General features: G+C 37.0%; 24 protein-coding genes. 11 read left to right on the top strand and 13 right to left on the bottom strand.

Features of this window, described 5'->3' with window-relative positions; all coding sequences use genetic code 11:
• The first annotated feature begins 17 nt into the window (after nt 1-17).
• Together GV828_RS10375 and GV828_RS10370 are read left to right on the top strand one after the other, a co-directional pair.
• On the top strand, nt 18-428 hold the full coding sequence (locus GV828_RS10375) for a P-loop NTPase family protein (RefSeq protein ID WP_235935452.1): 411 nt from the start codon (nt 18-20) through the stop codon (nt 426-428).
• 147 nt (nt 429-575) lie between these two features.
• The gene (locus GV828_RS10370) at nt 576-1,187 is read left to right on the top strand and encodes a helix-turn-helix domain-containing protein (RefSeq protein WP_166537430.1); all 612 of its coding nucleotides are present in this window, start codon (nt 576-578) and stop codon (nt 1,185-1,187) included.
• A 24-nt stretch (nt 1,188-1,211) separates the two neighbouring features.
• On the opposite strand, the gene GV828_RS10365 is transcribed toward GV828_RS10370, so the two are convergent.
• Both GV828_RS10365 and GV828_RS10360 read right to left on the bottom strand, forming a co-directional pair.
• A complete protein-coding gene (locus GV828_RS10365) occupies nt 1,212-1,316 on the bottom strand; it encodes a zinc-binding dehydrogenase (RefSeq protein WP_235935451.1) in 105 nt (34 codons plus the stop codon).
• 199 nt (nt 1,317-1,515) lie between these two features.
• On the bottom strand, nt 1,516-2,133 hold the full coding sequence (locus GV828_RS10360; protein ID WP_166537429.1) for a DUF2306 domain-containing protein: 618 nt from the start codon (nt 2,131-2,133) through the stop codon (nt 1,516-1,518).
• 138 nt (nt 2,134-2,271) lie between these two features.
• Here GV828_RS10360 and GV828_RS10355 point away from each other — a divergent pair, with 138 nt between their 5' ends.
• The gene (locus tag GV828_RS10355) at nt 2,272-2,634 is read left to right on the top strand and encodes a winged helix-turn-helix transcriptional regulator (protein ID WP_166537428.1); all 363 of its coding nucleotides are present in this window, start codon (nt 2,272-2,274) and stop codon (nt 2,632-2,634) included.
• Between the two features lie 109 nt (nt 2,635-2,743).
• Here the strand turns inward: GV828_RS10355 and GV828_RS10350 are convergent, their stop codons facing one another.
• From GV828_RS10350 to GV828_RS10310, 9 genes are all read right to left on the bottom strand, one after another.
• A complete protein-coding gene (locus GV828_RS10350; RefSeq protein ID WP_166537427.1) occupies nt 2,744-3,763 on the bottom strand; it encodes an aminoglycoside phosphotransferase family protein in 1,020 nt (339 codons plus the stop codon).
• A 77-nt stretch (nt 3,764-3,840) separates the two neighbouring features.
• Entirely contained in the window at nt 3,841-4,395 is a 555-nt protein-coding gene (locus GV828_RS10345; protein WP_166537426.1) for a dihydrofolate reductase family protein, read from the bottom strand.
• Nucleotides 4,396-4,773: a nuclear transport factor 2 family protein gene (locus GV828_RS10340; RefSeq protein WP_166537425.1), complete on the bottom strand. Its 378-nt coding sequence runs from the start codon at nt 4,771-4,773 to the stop codon at nt 4,396-4,398.
• Nucleotides 4,763-5,257 (bottom strand): GNAT family N-acetyltransferase, encoded by a 495-nt coding sequence (locus GV828_RS10335; protein WP_166537424.1) that lies wholly within the window; start codon nt 5,255-5,257, stop codon nt 4,763-4,765. The genes GV828_RS10340 and GV828_RS10335 overlap by 11 nt, the downstream gene beginning before the upstream one ends.
• Nucleotide 5,258: 1 nt before the next feature.
• Entirely contained in the window at nt 5,259-6,134 is an 876-nt protein-coding gene (locus GV828_RS10330; protein WP_166537423.1) for an AadS family aminoglycoside 6-adenylyltransferase, read from the bottom strand.
• Nucleotides 6,135-6,210: 76 nt separating this feature from the next.
• The gene (locus GV828_RS10325) at nt 6,211-7,356 is read right to left on the bottom strand and encodes a M23 family metallopeptidase (RefSeq protein ID WP_166537422.1); all 1,146 of its coding nucleotides are present in this window, start codon (nt 7,354-7,356) and stop codon (nt 6,211-6,213) included.
• Nucleotides 7,329-7,826: an SRPBCC family protein gene (locus GV828_RS10320; protein ID WP_166537421.1), complete on the bottom strand. Its 498-nt coding sequence runs from the start codon at nt 7,824-7,826 to the stop codon at nt 7,329-7,331. Before GV828_RS10320 ends, GV828_RS10325 begins: the two co-directional genes overlap by 28 nt.
• A 30-nt stretch (nt 7,827-7,856) precedes the next feature.
• Nucleotides 7,857-8,402, bottom strand: a complete 546-nt coding sequence (locus tag GV828_RS10315) for a DinB family protein (RefSeq protein WP_166537420.1) — start codon at nt 8,400-8,402, stop codon at nt 7,857-7,859.
• A gap of 254 nt (nt 8,403-8,656) precedes the next feature.
• The gene (locus tag GV828_RS10310) at nt 8,657-9,826 is read right to left on the bottom strand and encodes an MFS transporter (RefSeq protein WP_166537419.1); all 1,170 of its coding nucleotides are present in this window, start codon (nt 9,824-9,826) and stop codon (nt 8,657-8,659) included.
• A 109-nt stretch (nt 9,827-9,935) separates the two neighbouring features.
• On the opposite strand from GV828_RS10310, the gene GV828_RS10305 reads away from it, so the two are divergent.
• The 8 genes from GV828_RS10305 (at nt 9,936) to GV828_RS10270 (ending at nt 16,021) form a co-directional block, all read left to right on the top strand.
• Nucleotides 9,936-10,901 (top strand): GlxA family transcriptional regulator, encoded by a 966-nt coding sequence (locus GV828_RS10305; RefSeq protein ID WP_166537479.1) that lies wholly within the window; start codon nt 9,936-9,938, stop codon nt 10,899-10,901.
• Nucleotides 10,902-11,004: 103 nt separating this feature from the next.
• Nucleotides 11,005-11,295 carry a DUF1272 domain-containing protein gene (locus tag GV828_RS10300; protein ID WP_166537418.1) on the top strand — a complete coding sequence of 97 codons (291 nt, stop codon included), beginning with the start codon at nt 11,005-11,007 and terminating at the stop codon, nt 11,293-11,295.
• A 58-nt stretch (nt 11,296-11,353) separates the two neighbouring features.
• A complete protein-coding gene (locus GV828_RS10295; protein WP_166537417.1) occupies nt 11,354-12,337 on the top strand; it encodes a helix-turn-helix domain-containing protein in 984 nt (327 codons plus the stop codon).
• A gap of 155 nt (nt 12,338-12,492) precedes the next feature.
• The gene (locus GV828_RS10290; RefSeq protein ID WP_166537416.1) at nt 12,493-13,368 is read left to right on the top strand and encodes a lysophospholipid acyltransferase family protein; all 876 of its coding nucleotides are present in this window, start codon (nt 12,493-12,495) and stop codon (nt 13,366-13,368) included.
• Between the two features lie 276 nt (nt 13,369-13,644).
• Entirely contained in the window at nt 13,645-14,580 is a 936-nt protein-coding gene (locus tag GV828_RS10285) for a DUF6268 family outer membrane beta-barrel protein (protein WP_166537415.1), read from the top strand.
• A gap of 9 nt (nt 14,581-14,589) precedes the next feature.
• On the top strand, nt 14,590-14,934 hold the full coding sequence (locus GV828_RS10280; RefSeq protein WP_166537414.1) for a VOC family protein: 345 nt from the start codon (nt 14,590-14,592) through the stop codon (nt 14,932-14,934).
• Between the two features lie 21 nt (nt 14,935-14,955).
• Nucleotides 14,956-15,177 (top strand): methyltransferase type 11, encoded by a 222-nt coding sequence (locus GV828_RS10275; protein WP_166537413.1) that lies wholly within the window; start codon nt 14,956-14,958, stop codon nt 15,175-15,177.
• 19 nt (nt 15,178-15,196) lie between these two features.
• Complete coding sequence (locus tag GV828_RS10270) at nt 15,197-16,021, top strand: RteC domain-containing protein (RefSeq protein ID WP_166537412.1); 825 nt, start codon at nt 15,197-15,199, stop codon at nt 16,019-16,021.
• A gap of 7 nt (nt 16,022-16,028) precedes the next feature.
• On the opposite strand, the gene GV828_RS10265 is transcribed toward GV828_RS10270, so the two are convergent.
• Together GV828_RS10265 and GV828_RS10260 are read right to left on the bottom strand one after the other, a co-directional pair.
• Nucleotides 16,029-21,407, bottom strand: a complete 5,379-nt coding sequence (locus GV828_RS10265; protein WP_166537411.1) for an N-6 DNA methylase — start codon at nt 21,405-21,407, stop codon at nt 16,029-16,031.
• Nucleotides 21,394-21,831 carry a DUF1896 domain-containing protein gene (locus GV828_RS10260; protein ID WP_166537410.1) on the bottom strand — a complete coding sequence of 146 codons (438 nt, stop codon included), beginning with the start codon at nt 21,829-21,831 and terminating at the stop codon, nt 21,394-21,396. Before GV828_RS10260 ends, GV828_RS10265 begins: the two co-directional genes overlap by 14 nt.
• Between the last annotated feature and the right edge of the window lie 224 nt (nt 21,832-22,055).

The raw sequence follows: 22,055 nt of genomic DNA, 5'->3' as shown, positions 1-22,055 counted from the left end.
AGAAAACTTTAAAAAGTATGAAGCAGATTATCATCACAAATGCGCGACAAAATAATCTGAAAAGTATTTCACTAAAGATACCTAAATGTAAGATTACTGTTTTTACTGGTGTTTCAGGCTCTGGAAAATCATCTTTGGTATTCCAAACAATTGGAGCCGAAGCACAAAGGCAGTTCAACGAAACGCAAGGTAGTTTTATTAGAAACCGATTGCAACACATCGGCATTCCGGATGTAGATAAAATAGACAACTTGAATGTGCCAATAATCATCAATCAAAAAAGATTAGGTGGAAATGCAAGATCGACAGTTGGTACTGCTACTGATGTTTACGCTTATGGAGCTTGTTTTCCAATTGAGCTCTTTCACGCATCGGTTCCAGATATTGGTGAAGAGGTATTGACTTTTTCAATTCCAAGGCTAGTATAAGCATCCGGCTAAACTGTGTAGCCCATTCAGATTGATATTTCTGTTCCAAGAACTTCAGCTCTCTTAGCAACTGTGCTGTACATATCTGATGTCCTGCAGCCTCCGTATTAAGATGGCTAGGCCAGCAATCATGAACAAGAATCGCCTTTGGAAACCCGCCGGGAAATGTTCTTTTATGGTTGCTATCCCTCTGTTTGCCGAAGCAACAATGTAGGTAGCCAATTTGTTTTGCCACGTCCAGAACCAATTCAATTGCCCATTTTGTTTCATACCTGTTTCATCTGCACCAACCACAGTGGATTTACAAACGGTCTGCTTACAGAAAGGCTTGTATTCGGAACAGAAAATATACAGCATTGGGTTACGCTTATACTGAACATCCTGTCAAGAAATATCGTGACAAATCCCAAGGGTAACACCAAGCACAATGAAGAACCCCTTATCAATAAAATCCTGACCTATATCAAGCAAAATATAGGGAACGGTGAACTGCTAAAAACCAAGAACCTATCTCAACAGTTCAACCTGTCGCAAAACTATGTGGGAGAGTATTTCAAAAACCTAACGGGAGAAAATCTCCAACAATATGTTTCACTATATAAAATGAAGTGTATCAAACAACGGCTGTTATACAGCGACTATCCCATAAGCCAAATAGCCGATGAATTAGGATTTACTGACGAGAGCCATTTAAGTACGCAGTTTAAAAAACACACCGGAATAAACCCAACAAAATTCAGACAGGAGAATACCGCTTAATAGGTTCACAAATTATTGATAGGTTTACAGTTTCACCACAACTTTCCCAACAGTATGTCCTGTTTCAATCTGCAAATGTGCCTTTGCCATTTCGTCAAAATCGAATACATGCGAAATGTAGGGTTTCAAAATGGTTAGCTGGATTTGCCAAATCCAGCATTTACCCTAGATATGAATCTGTCATAGCATCTGTTGAGAGAATCAAATCCCTAAATCCGTTAATTAATTTGCTATCATGGCGACGTGTTAAATCATAATGCTGGAGACCATTTAGAAAATCTGTTAGATAAATATATAATTGATTTTAAATGAATTAGTTAAAGATATTTTATTTGCTTTTGATTATTTCATAGATGTACAACGGTACAGACCATCCAAACCAAAAAAGTGATGGTGAGATTTCTTCGAAAGCCCCCATACTTTGAACATAAGGAATTTTGAGGATCAAACCCGATATCACAAAAGCAATTGTTACAATATAGCTCCTTACCATCCACTCTTGGTGTAGTTTAAAGTTTTTTCGGATCGCGAAATAGTAAGCGAGCAGTGTGGAACTTATCCAAATGCTCACCCACACCTGAAGAGAAAATGCATACGGAAAGCCAATTTCGTATGATACTGTAAAGGCTAGAACTACGGCACATAAGCTACTTAGCAAAACTGCCAACAGGTATAAAAAACCAATGACCCTGTGCAATTTCCAACTGCTTGTACGCAACTTCTTCCAAAACTGTATAAGGCCTAGAATAATTGAACCTCCTCCGGCCGTAATATGAGCAATCAAAAACCATTTGAAGGGATAATACCGTCCCATTGCATTTGGAGTTAATTTCAGAAAATGGTCGGCCCCTTTCATAAATGTCCAAGTGATAAACAAAACTAAAACCCACAATGACAAGGGAATAAAGTCTGTTATTGTTAGTCGAAACGGATGTTTTTTGTGCATGATTTCTCTTTAAATTAAGTAAATTCAAAGGTCTGAAACAATTCAAGATGAAGCAATAACCGAAAAAAGATTCGGTATCAAAACAAAAAATCCATAGACAATAATTTAATATTTTTGTAAACTCAAACTCGGCATATTATGTATCATAAAAAAATAAAAGAAGACCTCGATTGCGGAATAAGGATTGCCAGTAAAGTATTTGGTGGTAAATGGAAATGTTGCATTTTAGATGCAATAAATAGAGGCATCAATCGCCCAGCCGATATTAGCAGATATATTGAGGAAGCTTCTCCAAGAGTAGTGGAAATGCAATTATCGGAATTGCTTTTTTATGATGTCGTTGAAAAGTGTTCAGAAGATATTTACCCTAAAAAATCAGAGTATAAGTTAACGAAATTAGGGGAAAGCATTCTCCCTGTATTGGCTATGATGGATCAGTGGGGGTTAAAAAATGCTGAGCTTGTAAAAAAGAGTCTTGAAGAGTTACAAGATTCGGCATAACTTTTTAAGATTTCTCTCCCCTAACTTTATTAGATCCCTCAAAGGGCAATAAAAGTTGTTTTTAAATTTGATTTACAATATTTAGAAATGAGAAAAATCAGGAATAGTGTTATAAATCGCCGGAAATGTTATTAAGCTCTCGACGCAAATATTTGAAGCTTATATTTTTGTCATTTTCAGTTATTTCATCGAATTGTAATTGCTGTATAAATTCAGATATATCCTGTAGCCTTCTGCTTAACTGATAAAACTTGAGGACGGTTTCATTCACCCTAAAATCAGGATTGTGCTCGCAGTATTTTGTCAGAAATAGCTCAAAGTAAGGCTGTTGGTAGATGCTGAAAATATCAGCTTCAGGCGGTGCAAATTTTAACCCTTCCCAATCCAAAAGGTATAATTGTTCATTATTCCATATCAGATTCCAATGATGAATATCTGTATGACAAAGTGTGAACTTCAAACTCATATTCTTTAATTCAATCGATAAGTTCTTCCATTGTATGATTTTCTGCTTTAAAATCGATAGATAAGGTTTTAGAACATCATGGATTTCATGTTTAAGTTCATCAAAATCCTCACTTGTCCAAGCAGTTAGAAGTGGGATAAATTCAAGTTCAAATGTTTCGGTAATTGGTTCCAAATCAAAAGGTACATCATTCGAATTATGAAGAGCAGAAATAATTTCACTCAACTGAAATACCTGTTTTTCAGACAACTTTTGCTCTCCAACGGTCTTTCCTTCGATATATTCAAAAAGTATGTAGATATTTTTTTTGTCTGTGGCCTTAACTTCTTTATTAAATGTTCTTATCAGCCGCACTATTTTATCCCGTAAGACGAATTGACTCTCAAGCCATTCGACAATAGGAAGATAATGATCTAATTCTTTTGTCAGAGATGCTGTTGATTTTCTTTGCAAATCATATATCTTGAGAAAAAATTTTTTGCTGGCTACATCTTCAATTCTGTATGATAATGATGCCCATCCTCCACGTTGTTCAGAAATTAAATTTGTTTTAATGTGATATTCACTATTTAGGATATTTGTAATTAATTCGTTCATAATCGGCTTGCAATCAATATATGTTGCAATTAATTTGTATTCTTCATAATTGATTAAATCGGCCAACTGATAGTTATCGTTTGGGAGAATTCAGAACAGATATCTTATAAGTTTTGAAGAATTATTTCTTAATTAAAATACAATTATTCATGATTTATAAATGGTTTATAAATTAGTTGCACCACACCTGATTTAAACACATTCGTCTTAATCAAAATAAGATTCAAACGACCTTGTAACTCCTCAAACAAGGGTTTTCCACTTCCCAACACTACAGGATGAACGGAAATACGATACATGTCGATAAGACCTAGCTTTATGAAAGTTTTAATCAAAGTTGCTCCTCCATAAAGCCAAATGTCTTTGCCAGGCTGCTGCCTTATCTCCGCTACTCTCTCCGCTATATGGGAATCGATAAACGTCGCTATATTATCCTCTCTCAACTGATGAGAAAAAACATATTTTTTCTTTGAATGAACATCTTTCCACAACTTCGTCTCTGCCTGACTTATGCCATCTTCAGGTATAAAATTCCCCCAGGTATCATAACTAACCCTACCGTAAAAAATACTGTCAATGGATGATAGAAAATCATCAAACCCCATGTCGTTGTCCATAATGCACCAATCAATTTCCCCATTCGACCCTTCTATAAAACCATCTAGGGTAACGGCTAAATCTAATACAATCTTTTTCATTTAGCTTTTATCTGTTAATCTAATAATCTTGCCGTCTTGAAACTCAAAAATGGATATGCCTTTTAAATTTATCTGTTGACCTTTTTTCATGCCATTTTCTAAATCAATGCGAAGCGTGGCATTGTAGTTGATTTCGATTTCAGTTGTTTTTTCCGAATGCTGGATAGAGCTTATGGTTTGTGTTCTTTCCGAAAAATAGGTTGCTGCTTTTTCCGCCTGCTCTTTGAAATCTTCCAATCCGGTAATTACCAAATTGGTTTCTCCTCCTTGAATATTTTCAAAAATAATAGTGTCGTCAAGATCTGCTACCATTTTATCAATATTAAATTCGTTATAGCCATCAATGTAGTTGTTGATAATCAATTCTCTATTTTTCATTGTTTTCAATATTTAGAACGTGTTTTTTAGCACTATTTTCAATTTTATAAACGTTTGGATTGTAGCGTTCCATATAAATTTCCGGTTGCGGCACTTTTACAAAACCATACTTTTCGTAGAGCCAATCTGCTGTAGAAGTAAGTAAAATCCATCTTCTCAAGCCTTGCAACTGTGGATGAGCTACGATTTCATCCATCAATTGTTTGGAAAGCCCCTGCCCACGGTAATCATCTAACACATAAATATCTCCCAAATAGGCAATCGTTGAAAAGTCGGAAATAACCCTTGCAAAACCTATCTGATGGTCACCATGAAAAAACCCAAAATTTAACGAATGTTCTATGGATGTTTTTACTCTATCAAATGGTATGTTGTCACTCCATCCTGATTTTTTTGACAGGAAATCATGAATGGCAACAATATCCATTTTTTCTTTATCGGTCGTGATCAAAAAATCTCCTATTCTCTTTTCTATGATTTCCATATTAGTTTGTTCCTTTTTTACATACATCAATTAAATACTTTCTTATATCTGCTTCTAACTGTGTAGGATATTTGTAATTTAATTTTGCAGATAAATAAGTTCCCATTTCATTTACCAAATCAGCCATGGCAAACATAGCGTCCCAGTTTTGATTTGTATCATGGCCTGAAAATGTTTGCAATATTCTTTGCCACATTTTGGATGGGAGGTATTGCTCAAAAAGCCTTCCGTGCTTGTTAGTAGTGATTTTCCAATTGTGATCACTTGCGATATACCACTCGATCAACGGTTTTAAATATTCAGTTCGAATATTGTTTTCCAACATAAACTTTGCGTAAAATATATCTGATCTGGCAAGGCATTTTGCTACATAAGTGGTGTCCCACCAAAAGTCGTTTAGTAACTTTTCAAACTCATCCGCATCAGGTTGTTTTATAATCGAAACCTGATAAGTTGGTTGCGTCATACCGACCGTCAATCCATCTTTATCAATAAGTATTTTGTAGCCAATATCCCAGTCTTCACATAACTCAGTTTTACTTATTTCTTTTAGGAAATTAGCCTTACTATATAACTTAAAATCGACTTTTACGTAGTCATTATACAATACCATTTTCATGGCATACTCACCGTTGAAACAGCTTTCATCTTCCTCTAACTTAGCGATTGGACGTCCGAAATTATGTATCCACATATTGTCGGATATGTAGTCCGTATTATTTTCAAGAATAAGTTCAATGTCAAGGTCACTAAATTGATCTACAGGGGCATCAAGATTTGCAAGCGAACTGGTAAGCAATACGGCTCTTACCTCAACATTTTGCTGAGACCAATCGACAATTGCTTTCAATTTTTTTTCTCTTGCATCTTCGTTCATTTGTCCAATTTTTGAAATATTAAATTAAATCATTCAGTAAAGCGCTGCAATAATTATTAATGGTTTACACAAAAATTCAGTTGGGGAAATTAATTACTGAGTTTTGCAAAGGGCGACTTGGTAAGAACCTCCTAATTTCGGTTTTGTTGAGTGACTTCCATCGCTGTTTTCCAAAACTGCTAAAATCATCATAAATACCTTCGTAACTGAACTGTTTGAAAACAAAAGGTAGTCCTTCCGCACCGAGTACCGAATTTTTATCGGCAACGTGAAAATGAAGATGAGGTTCAGACGCATCACCTGTGAAACCAACTTTTGCAATAACATCGCCTCTATTAACTTTGTCTCCAACTTTGAATGGTATAGATCCAGGTTTCAAATGTTCGTAACAAGCGTACAAATCATATCCAATTTCCAAAATCAAATAATTACCTGAAGCATCGTTTTCTGTATGCGACTGATTGCCCGAAATAGTTTTACTTTCTTTGAAGTCATTTCTTAACGAAACAACAGTCCCATCCTCAACAGCCAACACATCTTCATCATAACTGTAATAGTTTGTTACTACTTCTGGTTGCTGTCGGCAAAGCTTACCTTCGTCGTCCAACTTCACAAAATCTATGGCAAAGCGGCCAGGAATTCTAGATTGTCCTTCAACCGTATAATATACCCGTCTATGCCCTCTTTGCCACTCAGAATTATAAATTGCAACCCAGTTTTTCCCATTTAGTGGAGCGGCAAGAACCGTGGGCTTTTGAGCAGAAAAGGTTGCCACGAGAGTTAATTTAAGTGTTTTACCCAGACTATCATTATAATCAAAAACAAATAGTAAAGGCTCTCCGTTTTCAAGCTGTTTATGCGGGATGTCAAAATAAAAAATACAGCTATCACCAACCGGCAAATCCCTACTATTTATACTCGACAGCTTTTCCAGTTGCTCATTTGATTTGTTGTATAAGTATTTGTCAGTTTTTGTTTTCACGTTTGCGGAAAAAATTGATATGGGCAATTTACTCTTATTGATAATTTTGACTTCACTATAGATAAAGTTTTCTCCACTAATATTTACGCTACTTGAGATGTAAAGTACTTTTCCAATTACTTCATTATGATTTTGAGCAATTGCATGACAGCTTACAAAAGATATAGCAATGGAAAAGAAAATCGCCCTTAAATATTTCATAGCTGCTAATTCTAAGAGATTTGATGCTGTGAAGGCCAAGGTGTACCTTTACCGGTTTCGCAATATAATTTCAGGCTACGGAGGAAAATTGCCCAGGTATAACTGCATTCGGCAAAAGATGGACTATACGCTTTCCAGTTTCTGTGTTCAAAAATAAGTACGGTTTTTACTGTAGTTTTGTTTTGTTCAAGTTGGCCTTTAACCTCCGGGTGTTCCATCTGTAACGATGGCAAATCTTTTTGCACAAGCTTGAAGTTAATCTCAGTATTAATCCACTCTTTATCTCCTTCTACACATCGCCATTTGACAAATACATCGGATAACAATTCCACGATTTCCATATGCTTTACGTAATCTCTTTCAAAGGGAAATTTGGCAATACTACCAACTTCCGATATAGCCTGAACATTCGGAGTCCACCACGCTGAAAGTCCACCTGCTGTGGTTAGTGCATTGTAAATAGTATGAGGAGCTGCCTCAATTACTAGGGTATGTCTTATATCAACCATTATATTAAAAAGTTTTGTATGTTAAATGGATTAATAATCAATTTGTTTATGTCGGTTACCAAACAAGAATCTAGCATAACCTATTTCAGATGCATTTTTCATCAATTCTAAATTCAACCATGCTATTATATCACTAAACGGACAATCTTTTAAAGGGAATTTAGCAAGTTCAGTAGATTGTAGATCAGACATAGATAAATTTGAAACGATTTCTACCCAGTTATTCTTTAATTCATAAAATTTTCTCTGTATATCCGGAATAGATGGATTCCACTCAATCATATCCGCATCTAAAGTGGCATTACCAAAAGTGTGATTTATTACCATAGACCACCAATAGTCAATATGCCAAGTAAGCCACGCTATGTTCGGCGCACCGATGTTATAGCTCTCGCTCACGGGAAAGCTACCTTTGTAATTGTTATCATCAACTTTAATCAAAAAAATTCCTTTTTCGGTTGGTTGCCATAAGCATTCTTCTATGGACAAATCTTTTAAATGATAATTTAAGAGTTGCCAAGAAATATCAAATTGCTTTAGTAGACATTCCTTTATATAATATTCAGTTCCTTGCAAAATACTTTGTTAATTATTTATCTTTTTTATGATTGATTCGAACTTCTAATGATCAGCCAGCGATACCGCTAAATCCAATATTATTTTTCTCGTTTTATAACCTATTTGATTAGCTCAAACTTCTACTGAGCTTATTTATCATTATAACTTCAATTTTTTAAGTTGAAAATGTAATGTAAAGTTTGTTCAAATTTAGTTTTTATAGTACAATTACACTATCCAAATAAGTACTTTAAGTTTCGTAAAAGGGATTATTATTCTTTATTCTTTATATTTAGATAAAATGTACAAACTCCAATTACGGTAAAACCAATAGCCATAGCAATGAGACCAAATGAAATAAAGTAACTGATCAATGTACCTATCATCGCTCCACCAAAGAAAAAACATGTGCCATAAAGTGCCGAAGCCGTACCTGCATATTCACCAACATGTTTCATAGCCAAAGAACTGCTGTTGGGTTCCGCAGCGAGATTAATTCCCAACAACAAGGCGATACAACCAAAAAAGAAATAGATATTGGGCAAAAGCATATTTACGCCGACACCAACTAACATTACTATCGCAATAATCAAATAACAGAACAAGAGTTTATTAATTGCCTTCTTTGCACCATAAACAGCCACCAATTTGGAATTGAGTAGTGCCCCCATGGCCATTGCTAGCCCAATACAGCCAAAAACCCAAGTAAAAAGTTCTGGCTTCTTATATATATCACTGACTATAAATTCTGCATTTGAAACATAGGAACTGATACCGCCAAATAACAAAGTAGTAATGAAAGTGTAGCGTAAGAAAGAACGTTGCTTAATTATTTTATGCAGCAGTGGAAATAGATCAAAAGCTTTAGTGCTAGAACGCTTGGCTGAAGGCAGTGTTTCTTCGATACGCAGAGACCAGAAAAAAACCATCACGGCAAATACAGGTGGTACAAAAAATACCGTACGCCAGTCTGAAAGTTTAAGGATCGCTAAGCCTAAGAACGGCGCAACAACAGGGGTAAACAAAAAGACGGTAAAAATAAATGACATAACACGAGCCATTTTATCTCCACTAAATTTGTCTCTAACTATGGCAATAATAGTCATAAATACAGCTGAAGCACCCGCACCAGCTATAAATCGACCAACTATCATGGGGGTTAAGCTCCCCGACAATGCCGCTACAACACTTCCAACAATATAAAGCATAAATCCTACACGAAGTACATATAACCTGCCTAAGCGGTCAGACATTGGTCCGAATATGATTTGGAAAAATTGCCCCCAAAAAAACACTGTAACAATGTATGCTGTATTCTGTGCATTTTCTTTTAGTCCAAAGTCGTGGCGAATATCTCTAAATGCTGGCAGCATTACATCAATGCCTACCGCAGTAAGCATCATACATGCAGCAGATACGGCTATAAATTCGACTGACCTCATTTAATTTTAGTTTGATTTTTCAAAGTTAAAAGGAGCAATTGTGAATACATAGGGCTTAATAGACATTTTTTAGGGCGATATGGACATTTTTTTTTCTTATATTTGTTGCATGAATCAGGTTATGTTTTTGGTACCAGAAGGATTAAAGAACTGGAGCAGTATTACAGCTATCAGCGAAATAATTATTTGGGCGGATGACCATTGGAAAAATAACGGAAATCGGTCTCAAATAAATTTGCAAATTGCGAGAAGAGCAAATTTATTCCGAGCAGAATTCCTGCCCCAAATTCACATTGATAGGATTGAAAAAGCAGATTTAATAATTATTCCATCACTATCGCAACAGTATGACGAAGTGCTACATAATCAACCGCATCTTATTGAATGGTTAAAGAAACAATATAGCAAGGGAGCGGAGATAGCAAGTGTATGTACAGGCGCCTTCATATTGGCAGCTACAGGTTTAGTAAATGGTAAGGAATGTGCAACTCATTGGGATGCTGCCGACCAGCTGAGGATTAAGTTTCCAAAAGTAAAGGTGAGTATGGATGTGTTGACAAAAGCAAATGGAATTTATACTAATGCAGGAGGATATTCCTTTCTGAATTTAGCTTTGTTTCTTGTTGAAAAATTTTTCGATAGAAAGACTGCTATTCTGTGCAGCAAAATGTTTCAGATTGATATTGGCCGTCGATCACAATCTTCGTTTGCGATATTTAACACCCAAAAACAGCACGGTGATGCAATCGTATTGAAGGCTCAAAATTTCTTAGAAGAGAATGTCAGAGATAAAATTACTTTTGAAGAACTTTCTAAAAACCTAGCAATGAGCCGCCGGAATTTTGATAGACGTTTTGTGAAGGCTACAGGAAACACACCTTTAGAATATGTTCAAAAATTAAGAATAGAATTAGCGAAGGTTGACTTGGAAGAGACCGATAAATCCCCGTTACAAGTAATGTTGGATTGTGGATATACTGACGAGAAATCCTTCAGGGAACTGTTTAAAAGATTTGTGGGTGTTTCGCCTGTAGATTACAGAGCTCAATACCATATTAATGCAGTTATAGTATAATTCAGATTTGCAACATAAATTGGAGAAAGTAGAACATTCAATTATAAATTCAAGTTGATTAGGATAATAATTGTTTCGAAGATGAATAAACTTATACTATAAAATGCTAAAAATAAAACCCAATTGCGAAAACTGTGGGAAATTGCTCCCTAATGATAGTGTGGAAGCGATGATATGCACATTTGAGTGTACGTTTTGTATAGATTGTGTGGATGATATTTTATTCAATGTTTGTCCTAATTGTGGAGGGGGATTTGAGAGAAGACCTATTAGACCTATATCTCTTTTGAAAAAATATCCTGTATCGGAAGAGAAATTTTTAAAACCAATAAATGAAGAGGCTTTTACAGAAAAGCTTAAACAATATCAAGCCATTGAACCGCAAAAAAGATAATCATACTTTAATAACCCGATAGGAATTAAAGTAATAACATTTAATGTAAGGGAGTATTATGAAGGTAATTATTTCAAGAAGTGATAAGAGTATTATATCTGAGATGGATAGTATTTCAGAAAACGACCTCTCTTTTCAATCTTATAGCAAATTGAAATATTCAAGTGATGAAAGTTTTTGGAATAGTCATGCACATGAAATTAAATACTGCGGTACGCACATTGCGAGGCATCAGGTAAATGTTCTTGAGGATATTTCCCTTCAAACGGTTGATGCACCAAATGTGGTGAGCCTATTTTTTGTTGAAAAAGGATTAATTCAATGTAATTCAGTAAACAATGGACTTTGGGAAATTGGTGCGCTGCAGCACAACCTGATCTATAATTCTTATAACACCAATGAAACACTCTTTAAAAAGCAAAAAGATTTGCGGCTTACTATAGTAAGTTTTGCACCAGACTACTTCATGCAGCTAAGTCATGGAGGTGGGAGAGTTACAGATAAAATTGCGTCGAATGTAGTTAGCGGAAAGAGTTTTAGTCTGGGCAGTGCGCCAAATTTACGCCTCACCCTGCAAATGCTACAATTGCTAAATGGTTTAGATCAAGAAGGTCACAACGAAGCTGTAGAGCGACTATTAATAGAAGCAAAAGTTTTAGAGTTGCTGGCATTACAGATAGGTCAACTTTATCTGGAAGACGATTTGCTATCGGGAAGAAAACTAACTGCATTAGACATCAAGAAATTACATGATGTCCGCGATATTATTCTTTCTGACTTATCAGCTAATTTCACTTTAAATTCTCTGAGCCGAGAGGTTGGGTTAAATGTCTATAAGTTGAAATTCGGTTTTAAGTTTTTGTTTGGTCAGCCAGTATTTCAGTATTTGAAAGAGGCTAGATTAAAGTATGCCGCCAAACAGATTTCATTAGATACAAAACCTATTTCTGAAATCGCTTATGAAGCGGGGTTTGCAACTCCAAGTCACTTCAGTGATGCATTTAAAAAGTTTTACGGACGTTCTCCCAACAAATTTAGATAGCGTTAATCCTTTTTAGGAAACTATTATTCCTTTTTGTGACAGCCCATCGAAACCAATAAATTCATATTTGCAGAAAATACTGCAAATATGAAACTTTACATTTTAACAGGCAAAATTCCTGTTACAGATCCCTATCACTCAGAAGGCGTTTACCTATGAAAAAACAAAACGCCTTTCTTAATTTAGCATACTGGTGTTCTTACATTCTAATTTATTCTTTTAGTTTGTTACCGGTCAGACTTCTTCGTTGCCTATCTAACATTACATTTTGGTTGGTGTATAACATAATTGGTTACAGAAGAGAGGTAGTAATCCAAAACATCTCAAGAGCATTTCCGGATAAACGATATGATGAAATCCAAAGCATATCAAAAAAGTTTTATAAATGCTTCATATCTTATTTTGCAGAAATTCTTAAGACTATCTCGTCTTCACCAACTGATTTGCAAAAAAACATCATTTTTGAAAATTTCGAGGTATTAGAGAAGTATATACATTCTGGTCAAAACATAATCGCCTGTCTTGGGCATTGTGGGAATTGGGAATTGCTGAATTTGCTCTCCTACAAAATTGATCAGGAAGTGTACGCGGTTTACAAACCTTTAAAGTCTAAGGTAATGAACAGACTTATGATTAAAATCCGTGGTCGTTTCGGAATGAAGTTAATTGCTGATAAATCGGTTGCTAAACATATTCAATCTAAAGATACTAGCACAGCTATCTATCTTTTCCTAGCGGATCAATGTCCACTTATCAAGGATGAAAAATTCAGTTTTTCCTTTCTGAACCAAAAAACGTATTTTTTTTCCGGTATGGAAAAATTGGCTCGGAAGAGCAATTCAGGAGTAGTCTATCTAAACATTTCCCAGCTTTCAGCCGGATCTTATAAAATAAAGTTCATACCGATATGTTTCCTTGCAAAATTCACGGATGAGCGTAAAATAACCCAAGAATATGTTCGCTTATTGACTGAAAATATAAAAGAGCAGTCACACGTATGGTTGTGGTCACATAAAAGATGGAAAAGATAGGTTATGGAAATTGTACTAACTATTATTATCGTCATTTCGACATTAGTTGCTCTATTTTTTCTGATTTGTATAGCCTTTATCTACATTTTTCTTAAAGTGCTCTTCGAAGACGAAATAAAGACTGCGCAAAATAAGCCGTAGACAATTCGGTAGGACAGTAATCCATTACTTGTTTATTACACAAAATCCCTTTTACGAAACTAATAGTGCTTTTCATGATACTCCGCCAAATCGATTAGTTTCACTTTTGCAAAAAAGATATTTAAAAATTTAAAAATGATAAATCGCTGTTTTATTTCGTTACGATTAATCTTAGGGTTAATTATTTTTGTTCCTTATTTCTGTAGTGCGCAAGGGAACGATGTTGAGTTTAATGTAAAATACCATCCGACTTCTAAATACGTCCCTCCGCTAGACAGTCTTTCCAGAGTGGGTAGTACGAGAATGATAGAATATTCGGCCAGCTCTCATCTTAGCCTATATCAGAAAATAGATACAACCACAGGTAAGGTAAAATTGCTAAACGGAGCATTTTTTGGAAGGCAAACCTCTTTTTCAAATTCTGGTTATAACCAAGAAATACTCCCAGATAATCTTTATTCTATTAGTGCCGGTGTTTCCTATTACGCCACGATGAATAATAGATGGGCCTATACAATTCTTGCTAGTGCATCAATGAATACGGATTTTATTGCTGTTGATTTTAATGATGTTTTTCTGACGGGTGGAGTGCTGTTCATTAGAAATTTCTCTCCGAACTTTAGGTTAGGGTTTGGAGCGATCATACACAACAACCTTGGTAAGCCTATGTTCTGGCCGGCCTTATCAGTGTATTGGAATTTCGGAAAGCGATTTAATTTTGATATCCGCGTACCGGATGAGGGAAATGGTCTTGCGTACACTATTGGTGTTGGCTACAAATATAATGATAATTTTAAGCTTGGATTTGCATTTAAGCCACAGACCATATCGTATGACGTTGAGCTGAAAAACGGAATAAACAACCGACTTATGAACTATTGGCAGTTGCCGTTTGAACTTGCGGGAACCTATAAAGCTGGGAAGTTTGAGTATACTGGAAATGTTGGTTTTACAGCCTTGCGAAGTTTTGCATATGCGGAAAAAGATATTAAGAATATGTTTACGAAGTATCCGTATTATGGGTTAAGTACTAACTTGACATTCGGCGTAGGTGTCAGATACCGTTTTTAAATCCTGATTATGAAATTTAAGAATGTGGCCCCACAATTTCGCGTGAGCGATATTGTGGAGGCAATTGAATTCTATCAGATAAAGCTAGGGTTTGATTGTATATATAAGAAGAATGGGTTTGCTCGGATGAGTATTGATGACGTCGAGCTATATTTAGAGGAAATTGATAATAACAAAGATGTTGCTTCATGTAGATTTCAGGTGTCTGATATTCAGTCATTATATGATGCCTATTTGATAACTGGGGCTATAGATCAATCAATAGCCATTGGTATTCAGCCTTGGGGGCAAAGAGATTTTAGACTAATCGATGCATGTGGAAATACCATCACCTTTTTCGAAGAGATAGTGTAACACTAAATGATTGAATTTCAAATGAAAATAGTTGAAATTTTTAAGACAAATGTTCAGAATAATAAAGATGCGAACAACATAATTGTTTCTTTCTTAAATGAATATCCATGCTACAAAACTAATTTTGATCTTGAAGATGAAGATAAAATTTTTAGAGTGGAAGCAACTCAGAAGGATATTGAGATAGCGGGGATTATTAAATCTATACAAAATTTAGGCTACAGTTGTGAAAGAATAGAATAAACTATAAACACCAAATCTTATGGAAAAATTTTACAATGAAAAGTTGTCTAAATTAGAAATTGCCATCAATGATTTGGAGATTGATACCGACTATTCTTTACAAAGAATTGAAGCGGCTATAAAGCTTATTGTTAGGACACTATCTGAATTGAAAGAATTTATAATCAAAAAAGGCTTTAAAAACTTACAAGAAGAAATACATTTTTTTAAGCATCAAAAGCCCGTGATTGTTGCTAAGCTTATTTACTACAATGCCATTTATAAAATAGAAACAAAAAAACCTAACGAAGCGAAGGCTATTAAAAAAGTATTGAATGCGGAATTAGCAAAGCTCAAAAGGTTTTTTGATAATAATCTTGAGTTTTACAGATATTACAGAACCAACAATTCATTTATAGATGAGAAGCTTTTTGTTAGAGAAAAGCATGATCTTAAATTAAGCTTGGACACGGTATACTTTGAAACCGACCATAGGTTTTCGACTTCGCATGATTATAAAGTTGCTAAAATCATAGCCAATGATCAGATACAGGTTTATATCGAGGATCAGCTATCCAATAAAAAGAAGGTCATAAACCCTGATAGCTACTCTCTAAATTGGACTGGTAGCAAAACAGCTTTAACAGAGTTGATTTATGCATTATATTTACAGGGATTATTTGATAATGGCAACGCTGACATAAAAAATATTGCGAAAACATTTGAGAAAGTTTTCAATATCAATCTAGGTGATTTTTATCACACATTCATGGAATTAAAATCCCGGAAAATAAATAGAACAAAATTTCTTGATGGCTTGCGAGATGCTCTCATTAAAAAAATGGACGAACAGGATGAGACATAAAGGGTCTTTAAAATGCTTTACGAAATGTTATAGCTTCTTTTTGTTTTTCAGCCTGTACCACCGGTTCGTCTTTAGGTTCCGGTATGATTGACAACTGAATTTTCCGTTCAACGGCAGCAAGTCCCGTTTTGAGTTCGCTCAACCGGGTTTCTTTAGACCAGGTACCATTAATCACTTCCTGAAGAACAGGCAAATCTTTTTGTATTTCTACAATTTTCTTTTGTTCCTGCTCGATATAGCCGGGCAGTTTTTCCAAAGCGTTCAGGAAATTCATTGATGCCAATTTTTCATCTTTGGCGATAATACCGTTATTGTAGGTGTATTTAATATTTCCCTCACCTTGTATCAAAAATCGGTTTACGCGAATATCAATGCCCTCTTTCTGCGACATTTCTGTTTTTACTAAAAGCTGAAAACCGTAAAGGCTTCCGATTTCTTCATACCCCCCGCCTGTACGTGATTTATCGGCAAGCTGATTGAGTTTTGTGCCGATTTGCTTGATGTCGGCATTAGGCGGTAAACCGTATAGCATAACAGGGTTGGCAACAGTACCATCCGACCGCATTTGTATGCGTTGCTGCAAATTGTCCCAGTCGAGGCTCATACGATCAAAGCGGGATTTGGCTTTGTCAAGTTCTGCTGAATAGTCTTCCAGCTTATACTTGGCACCAAATTTAGAACGATTGAAAGCCTGCTTTTCGCTTTCCAATCCGGCAATCTGTTTTTCTAATTTGGCTTTATCCAACAGGTCTGTATTTCCTGATAGTATAGCCACATATTCCGAAAAGTTCATTCCTGATTTTTCATCCATACTGCCCTCATCAATAGTTCGCTTGCCGAGGTTATTATTTTTTAATTGGTCAATGAAAAGTTGCTTATTGTATAGCAGATTAAACTTATAGCTATCCAATGATTTTTCTACGGCATAAATGATTACATCTACTTTATTTTCTGCAAAAAACTTGGCGATCTCATTGCCTTTACGAACAGCTCTGCCGTCCCTTTGGGCAAGGTCGCTTGGTCGCCACGGCGTATCGAGATGATGAACGGCAACGGCTCTTTTTTGTGCATTCACACCAGTACCCAACATACTGGTTGAACCGAACAGTACACGGATTTTGCCTTCGTTCATCCCTTTGATAAGCTCCTTGCGTTGCTTATCATTTTTTGCTTCTTGTATAAAGCGGACTTCATGAGCCGGAATGTCGTGGTCTTCCACAAGTTTGCGTTTGATTTCAGAATACACATTCCATTCGCCTGGCTGGTAGGTTCCCAAATCGGAAAAAACGAACTGCGTTCCTTTTTGTGAGTTGTATTGGTTGTAGTACTTAGCAATGTTTACTGCACAATGAGAAGCTTTATTGTCGGGGTGGTCATCATACGTACCGCTTACCATACGCATATCCAAAGACATCTTGCGGGCATAGTCCGTAGCGATGAGCATTTTTGCCTTTTCTTCTGACGGAGATAAAGGAGCTCTTCCTAATAAAGAAGCATTTCCCGATTTGGCAAATTCCATCAGTTTTTGGATAAAAACTTCCTGGTCTGGAGTAGGCGGTATGTTATACAGTACCTCGTTCTTTTCAGGACGGTCAATGCCTATATCTTTTGCTGTCCGGTAATCCGTAATTTCAGAATAGAATTGTGCCAACTCTGGCACTTTGATAAAATACCGGAAACGTTCTTTTGCAACAATATTGTTGGCAACCGAAAATTCATAATCAGTCGTTTTTCTTGCGTAAATAGCAGCCCAGGCATCAAAGGAATGAATGCCCTGTTTTTCCATTGCCCGTGGGCGCAGGTATTTGAAGAGCAGGTATAGCTCCGTTAAAGAATTGCTGATCGTTGTTCCCGAAAGAAAGGTTGCTCCCATATCGGCATTGATACGTTCCTGAATAGTACGGATAGCAAAAAGCAGGTTCATAGCCTTCAGGCTTCCGTCCACATTCCCTAATCCTGCAACCCTTGAATGCCTTGTATTGAACATCAGGTTTTTAAATTGATGGCTTTCATCCACAAACAGATGGTCTATACCCATCATCTTAAAATCTACCACATCATCTTTACGATTTTCAATATCGTGTTGCAGGGTTTTGAGTTTGACTTCGAGGTTTTCTTTTCGCTTGATTACACCGGCAAGCATTCCTCTGGTCACTTCCTTGCCTTGCGATTGCAGGGCATCAAGGTTACGCTCCACGCTGTCCAATTCGAGTTCGAATATTTCCTTTTGTATTTCGGGCGATTGCGGTATCATTCCGAATTGGTCGTGTGTGAGAATAACACAATCCCAATCGTTGTTTTTAATATCGCCAAAAATACGTTGGCGTTTTTGGGGTGTAAAATCTTCTTTGCCCGGAAACAATATTTTTGCGTGTGGATAAGCGGTACGGTAAGCTTCGGCAATTTCGTGTACATTGCTCTTTAGCCCGATAATCATAGGCTTATGAGCCAACCCTAAACGCTTCATTTCCTGGGCTGCCGTACACATTACCAATGTTTTTCCTGCACCTACTTCGTGGTCGCAGATAGCACCATTGTTCAGCTTAATCATCCAAACCGTGTCCTTTTGGCTGGAATACAAATCTTCAATTCCGAGTGCTTTGCGGTCTAAACCGGGAAAGTCCTGATGAGTTCCGTCGTAATTCGGACGGACAAAGCAATTAAACGTGTCGTTGTATTTGTCGGTAAGTCTAGTCTTAAATTCATCATTTTGGGCATGAAGCCAGTCTGTAAAAGCGGTTCGGATTTCATCAATCTTAGTATTCGCCATTTGTATGGCTTCCATATCACGTACCTTGACTTCTTGATCGCCAACCATCACTTTTTTGGTAATATCAGGTGTAGTATTGACAAGGGCGTGTTTGAGCAGAGCAATCCCGTCAAACGTCCGGCTTTCAGCTTTTACGGCGTATTTATCCCATATATGAACATTCTTTTGTTTACAGCTTACAGAAAAATCATCAGAACTCTCCGAGTAATGAATGCTGACCTCCGTATCAAAAAGATGTGAAGCAAACCGGCCATAAATACCAGTGGGTATCCAACGTTCGCCTAGGTTAAAATCCAATTCTTCAAACTCAATTCGTCTTGGTCGGGCTTCTTCCAAAACGGTGAGGCTTGCTTTGGCTTCGATATCATTGGGATTGTTTTCAATATAGTTCTGTACCTCTTGGGCTTTTTCCACAACGTTACCTGCAATCCAGCGTTCGGATATTTCGTATTCCTTTTGTAGAGGATTGTAATAAATACGACCGTGTAAGTCTTCTTTCAAAGCGTCATCAGTCATACCGCTGATTTCGGACATATAGTCCATATCCACGTTTCCGTACTTATTTAGCGAGGCCGCTAATGCTTCTTCAGGATTGTCCGTTGTTATGGTTAAGGTAGAAAAACTTACAGTGCGACTGAATATATCGGCTTTGTGTACCACGCCACCAACCACACGCTCCAAGTAAGGGATTTCTTTTCCTGAGCTGTCCGTTTTGATGAGCTTGATATTATCGGCACTGTTGAGGTTTCCGTACCTTTTGACAAAGGCATCGTATAATTGATTAAGATTTTCTCTTTCTTCTTTGTGTTCGGTCTGAAGCTTCGCCTCCTTGTTATAAAGATCTTGGTAAACATCACGTACAGCAATGTAGGCTTCAGCTCTTGCTTTTTGTGAGGCTGGTAATTGCAATGGGTGGAATACAGCCTTACCATTTGATGTATCTACATCTTGCAGATGACCGACCCAACCATTATCCAATACAAGGCAATCGTTACGGTGGAATGATTTTAATTCTCCACCATACGGAGCAAGTTCGGGAATAGTATTCATGAGGGAAGGTTGAGCAGCCTGGCTATTATCATTAATGCCCGAAAACAGGTCGCCGATGGCTTCCTGTTTTTTGCCATTGGTAGATGGGCTTCCGTTGGCGGTTCTATCGGTAATCGGAGGTGTATAAGGTTGCTGTATCCCATTGAACAGATCGGTCTGGCGACCTACTGCACGGCGGTATGCTTTAGTGCTTTGCCTTTTGGCTTGCGTCGTACTCTTAGGCGGAGCAAGAACCGCTACCGGTTCATCTATATTTTCAAACAGATCGAAAATGCTTAACTGCTTTAATTCCTGTTGACTTTGCTGAATAATTGTAGGTGTATCTAATAACTGTCGTTCCTGACTGATTACTACAGGTTCTACAACTGGCGGTTGCGGTGTTATGGGAATTTGTATAACAGGTTCATCGTTACGCTTTCCTTTATATAAATTCAAATCCAAATGCTTTTCAAAATCATTCATAAGCATTTGTTTCAGGTCTTTGGCAATTCCTGTAACCCCGCCTTTGTGTGTAAAAATTAATGCAGGCTTTCCGTATGGGTCGGTATCTAATTTCTGTTCGGTATGCACAATCCTTGTGCTGTCCTGAAAAAGTGCATTGCCAGGCGTATTATACTGCGTTTGCTTGCTTTGGCAAAAGAATTCTTCCGCATCTGTCAGGCTTTGTTTTGCCGTATTCTTTTGGAGGATAATCAGGTCGCTTCCGACTTCTGTACCCGCATATTCTGTAAAAAGATTGTTGGGTAAGCGAACAACTGAAATCAGATTATTATCCTGCATCAATGCCCTGCGTATCGGTTCGTTCTTTGGGCTGTTTAAAATTCCTTGTGAAGTAATGTAAACTAACAAACCGCCCTCACGGAGCATATCAGTACCTTTCAGAAAGAAGTAATTGTGAATGCTTCGTGCAGCTTGTACTTTGGCTGTGTCTTTACTTCTGGAATAAGAAAGATCAAACACGGATGTGTCGCCGAACGGTATGTTACTCGCAACCACATCATAGCTGTTTTGTTCTTTTTCGGGGATTTCCTCAAAACCACTTATACGGATATTGCTTTTCGGATAAAGCTGTTTTAAAATCTTGCCTGTCAACAAATCTTTCTCATAAGCTGTAACATTTGCCGATTGATTTTCCGAAAAAGATTGTATAAATGAGCCGATCCCTGCGGAGGGTTCAAGGAATTTCTGAATGTCCAAGCCGCTTTCACGTAAGGTTGCGGAAACCGCATCTATGATTTGTGGTGGCGTATAAAAGGCCGTCAGTACAGAGCTTTTCATGCTATCCACATACCTGCGGTATTGCTTATCGTCTTCAGAATTTTCTTTGAGTAGTGTGTGGAGTTCCTGCGTTAGCGGAAACAGGTCGTGTTCCGTCTTTCTCCAGTGATTGATGTCTATTGCATTCTCTATAGGGTTCAGCACGAATTTAAGACCGCCAAATCCGCTGTATTGCCTCATTAGCAGTCTTTCGCCTACGGTGGCTTGTCTTTTCTCCTTTTGCAGTTTAAAAGCAATTCGTAAGGCATCAATATTCAGTTGGAGATGTTGGCGTTTACTGAAGCCCATTTTCCTCTATCCAGATTGCGATGGTTCCGGTTATTTCGGTATAGAGCAGGTCAAACTCAGGACCGTTTGCGAAGTCATCGGTTAGTTCATAGCTGGAGAAAATAGGCTCGCAGACAGGGAACATTTTAAGTGCGAACGGTCGCAGTTCCTCGTCTGCCATTAGGGAATCAAACTCATTGCATACCACTTGAAAAACGGTGTCGAATTTGGAGAAGCGTAAGCCTTCAAAAAGGATGTAGTTAGCGATCTCATCGCACTGGTCGATGGAGTTTCCTGAACGAAAAGCACTTTCATAGGCATTGGCTGCCCACGATGAACGTTGTTCTATAAACTTGTTGTCGTATGCCTTTTCAGGAAAGCTGGTATATAGTAGTTCCTGTAGTCGTAATCTGAAATACGATAGGTCTTTGTGTTGTGTATCCATATAGAATTTTATTTAGAATTATTACCTGAACCATAAATTTAGAGCAGGTGACAAAAGCATTTACGGAAGTGGAATGGTTTGGCGTTAAGTGGCGGGATTTGGCACAAGAAGATTAATACCGAGGGATTTAATTTGTATTTTTGGGAAACAAATACTTGCTGGCGTTATCACAGAATGCGTACTGCGCATCTTTAAGAATTTGTGATTATTTAAGGAAAGACCTT

Origin of the sequence: Flavobacterium ichthyis, assembly GCF_009915155.1 — a bacterium.
GTDB lineage: Bacteria > Bacteroidota > Bacteroidia > Flavobacteriales > Flavobacteriaceae > Flavobacterium > Flavobacterium ichthyis.
This window is presented reverse-complemented; position numbering and strand designations above follow the sequence as displayed.

What these genes read in the sequence shown, in the direction of transcription:
- GV828_RS10375 (WP_235935452.1), top strand. Translation starts at nt 18, where the DNA reads ATGAAGCAGATTATCATCACAAATGCGCGACAAAATAATCTGAAAAGT.
- GV828_RS10360 (WP_166537429.1), bottom strand. Translation starts at nt 2,133, where the DNA reads ATGCACAAAAAACATCCGTTTCGACTAACAATAACAGACTTTATTCCC.
- GV828_RS10355 (WP_166537428.1), top strand. Translation starts at nt 2,272, where the DNA reads ATGTATCATAAAAAAATAAAAGAAGACCTCGATTGCGGAATAAGGATT.
- GV828_RS10345 (WP_166537426.1), bottom strand. Translation starts at nt 4,395, where the DNA reads ATGAAAAAGATTGTATTAGATTTAGCCGTTACCCTAGATGGTTTTATA.
- GV828_RS10340 (WP_166537425.1), bottom strand. Translation starts at nt 4,773, where the DNA reads ATGAAAAATAGAGAATTGATTATCAACAACTACATTGATGGCTATAAC.
- GV828_RS10335 (WP_166537424.1), bottom strand. Translation starts at nt 5,257, where the DNA reads ATGGAAATCATAGAAAAGAGAATAGGAGATTTTTTGATCACGACCGAT.
- GV828_RS10330 (WP_166537423.1), bottom strand. Translation starts at nt 6,134, where the DNA reads ATGAACGAAGATGCAAGAGAAAAAAAATTGAAAGCAATTGTCGATTGG.
- GV828_RS10320 (WP_166537421.1), bottom strand. Translation starts at nt 7,826, where the DNA reads ATGGTTGATATAAGACATACCCTAGTAATTGAGGCAGCTCCTCATACT.
- GV828_RS10310 (WP_166537419.1), bottom strand. Translation starts at nt 9,826, where the DNA reads ATGAGGTCAGTCGAATTTATAGCCGTATCTGCTGCATGTATGATGCTT.
- GV828_RS10305 (WP_166537479.1), top strand. Translation starts at nt 9,936, where the DNA reads ATGAATCAGGTTATGTTTTTGGTACCAGAAGGATTAAAGAACTGGAGC.
- GV828_RS10300 (WP_166537418.1), top strand. Translation starts at nt 11,005, where the DNA reads ATGCTAAAAATAAAACCCAATTGCGAAAACTGTGGGAAATTGCTCCCT.
- GV828_RS10295 (WP_166537417.1), top strand. Translation starts at nt 11,354, where the DNA reads ATGAAGGTAATTATTTCAAGAAGTGATAAGAGTATTATATCTGAGATG.
- GV828_RS10290 (WP_166537416.1), top strand. Translation starts at nt 12,493, where the DNA reads ATGAAAAAACAAAACGCCTTTCTTAATTTAGCATACTGGTGTTCTTAC.
- GV828_RS10285 (WP_166537415.1), top strand. Translation starts at nt 13,645, where the DNA reads ATGATAAATCGCTGTTTTATTTCGTTACGATTAATCTTAGGGTTAATT.
- GV828_RS10280 (WP_166537414.1), top strand. Translation starts at nt 14,590, where the DNA reads ATGAAATTTAAGAATGTGGCCCCACAATTTCGCGTGAGCGATATTGTG.
- GV828_RS10275 (WP_166537413.1), top strand. Translation starts at nt 14,956, where the DNA reads ATGAAAATAGTTGAAATTTTTAAGACAAATGTTCAGAATAATAAAGAT.
- GV828_RS10270 (WP_166537412.1), top strand. Translation starts at nt 15,197, where the DNA reads ATGGAAAAATTTTACAATGAAAAGTTGTCTAAATTAGAAATTGCCATC.
- GV828_RS10265 (WP_166537411.1), bottom strand. Translation starts at nt 21,407, where the DNA reads ATGGGCTTCAGTAAACGCCAACATCTCCAACTGAATATTGATGCCTTA.
- GV828_RS10260 (WP_166537410.1), bottom strand. Translation starts at nt 21,831, where the DNA reads ATGGATACACAACACAAAGACCTATCGTATTTCAGATTACGACTACAG.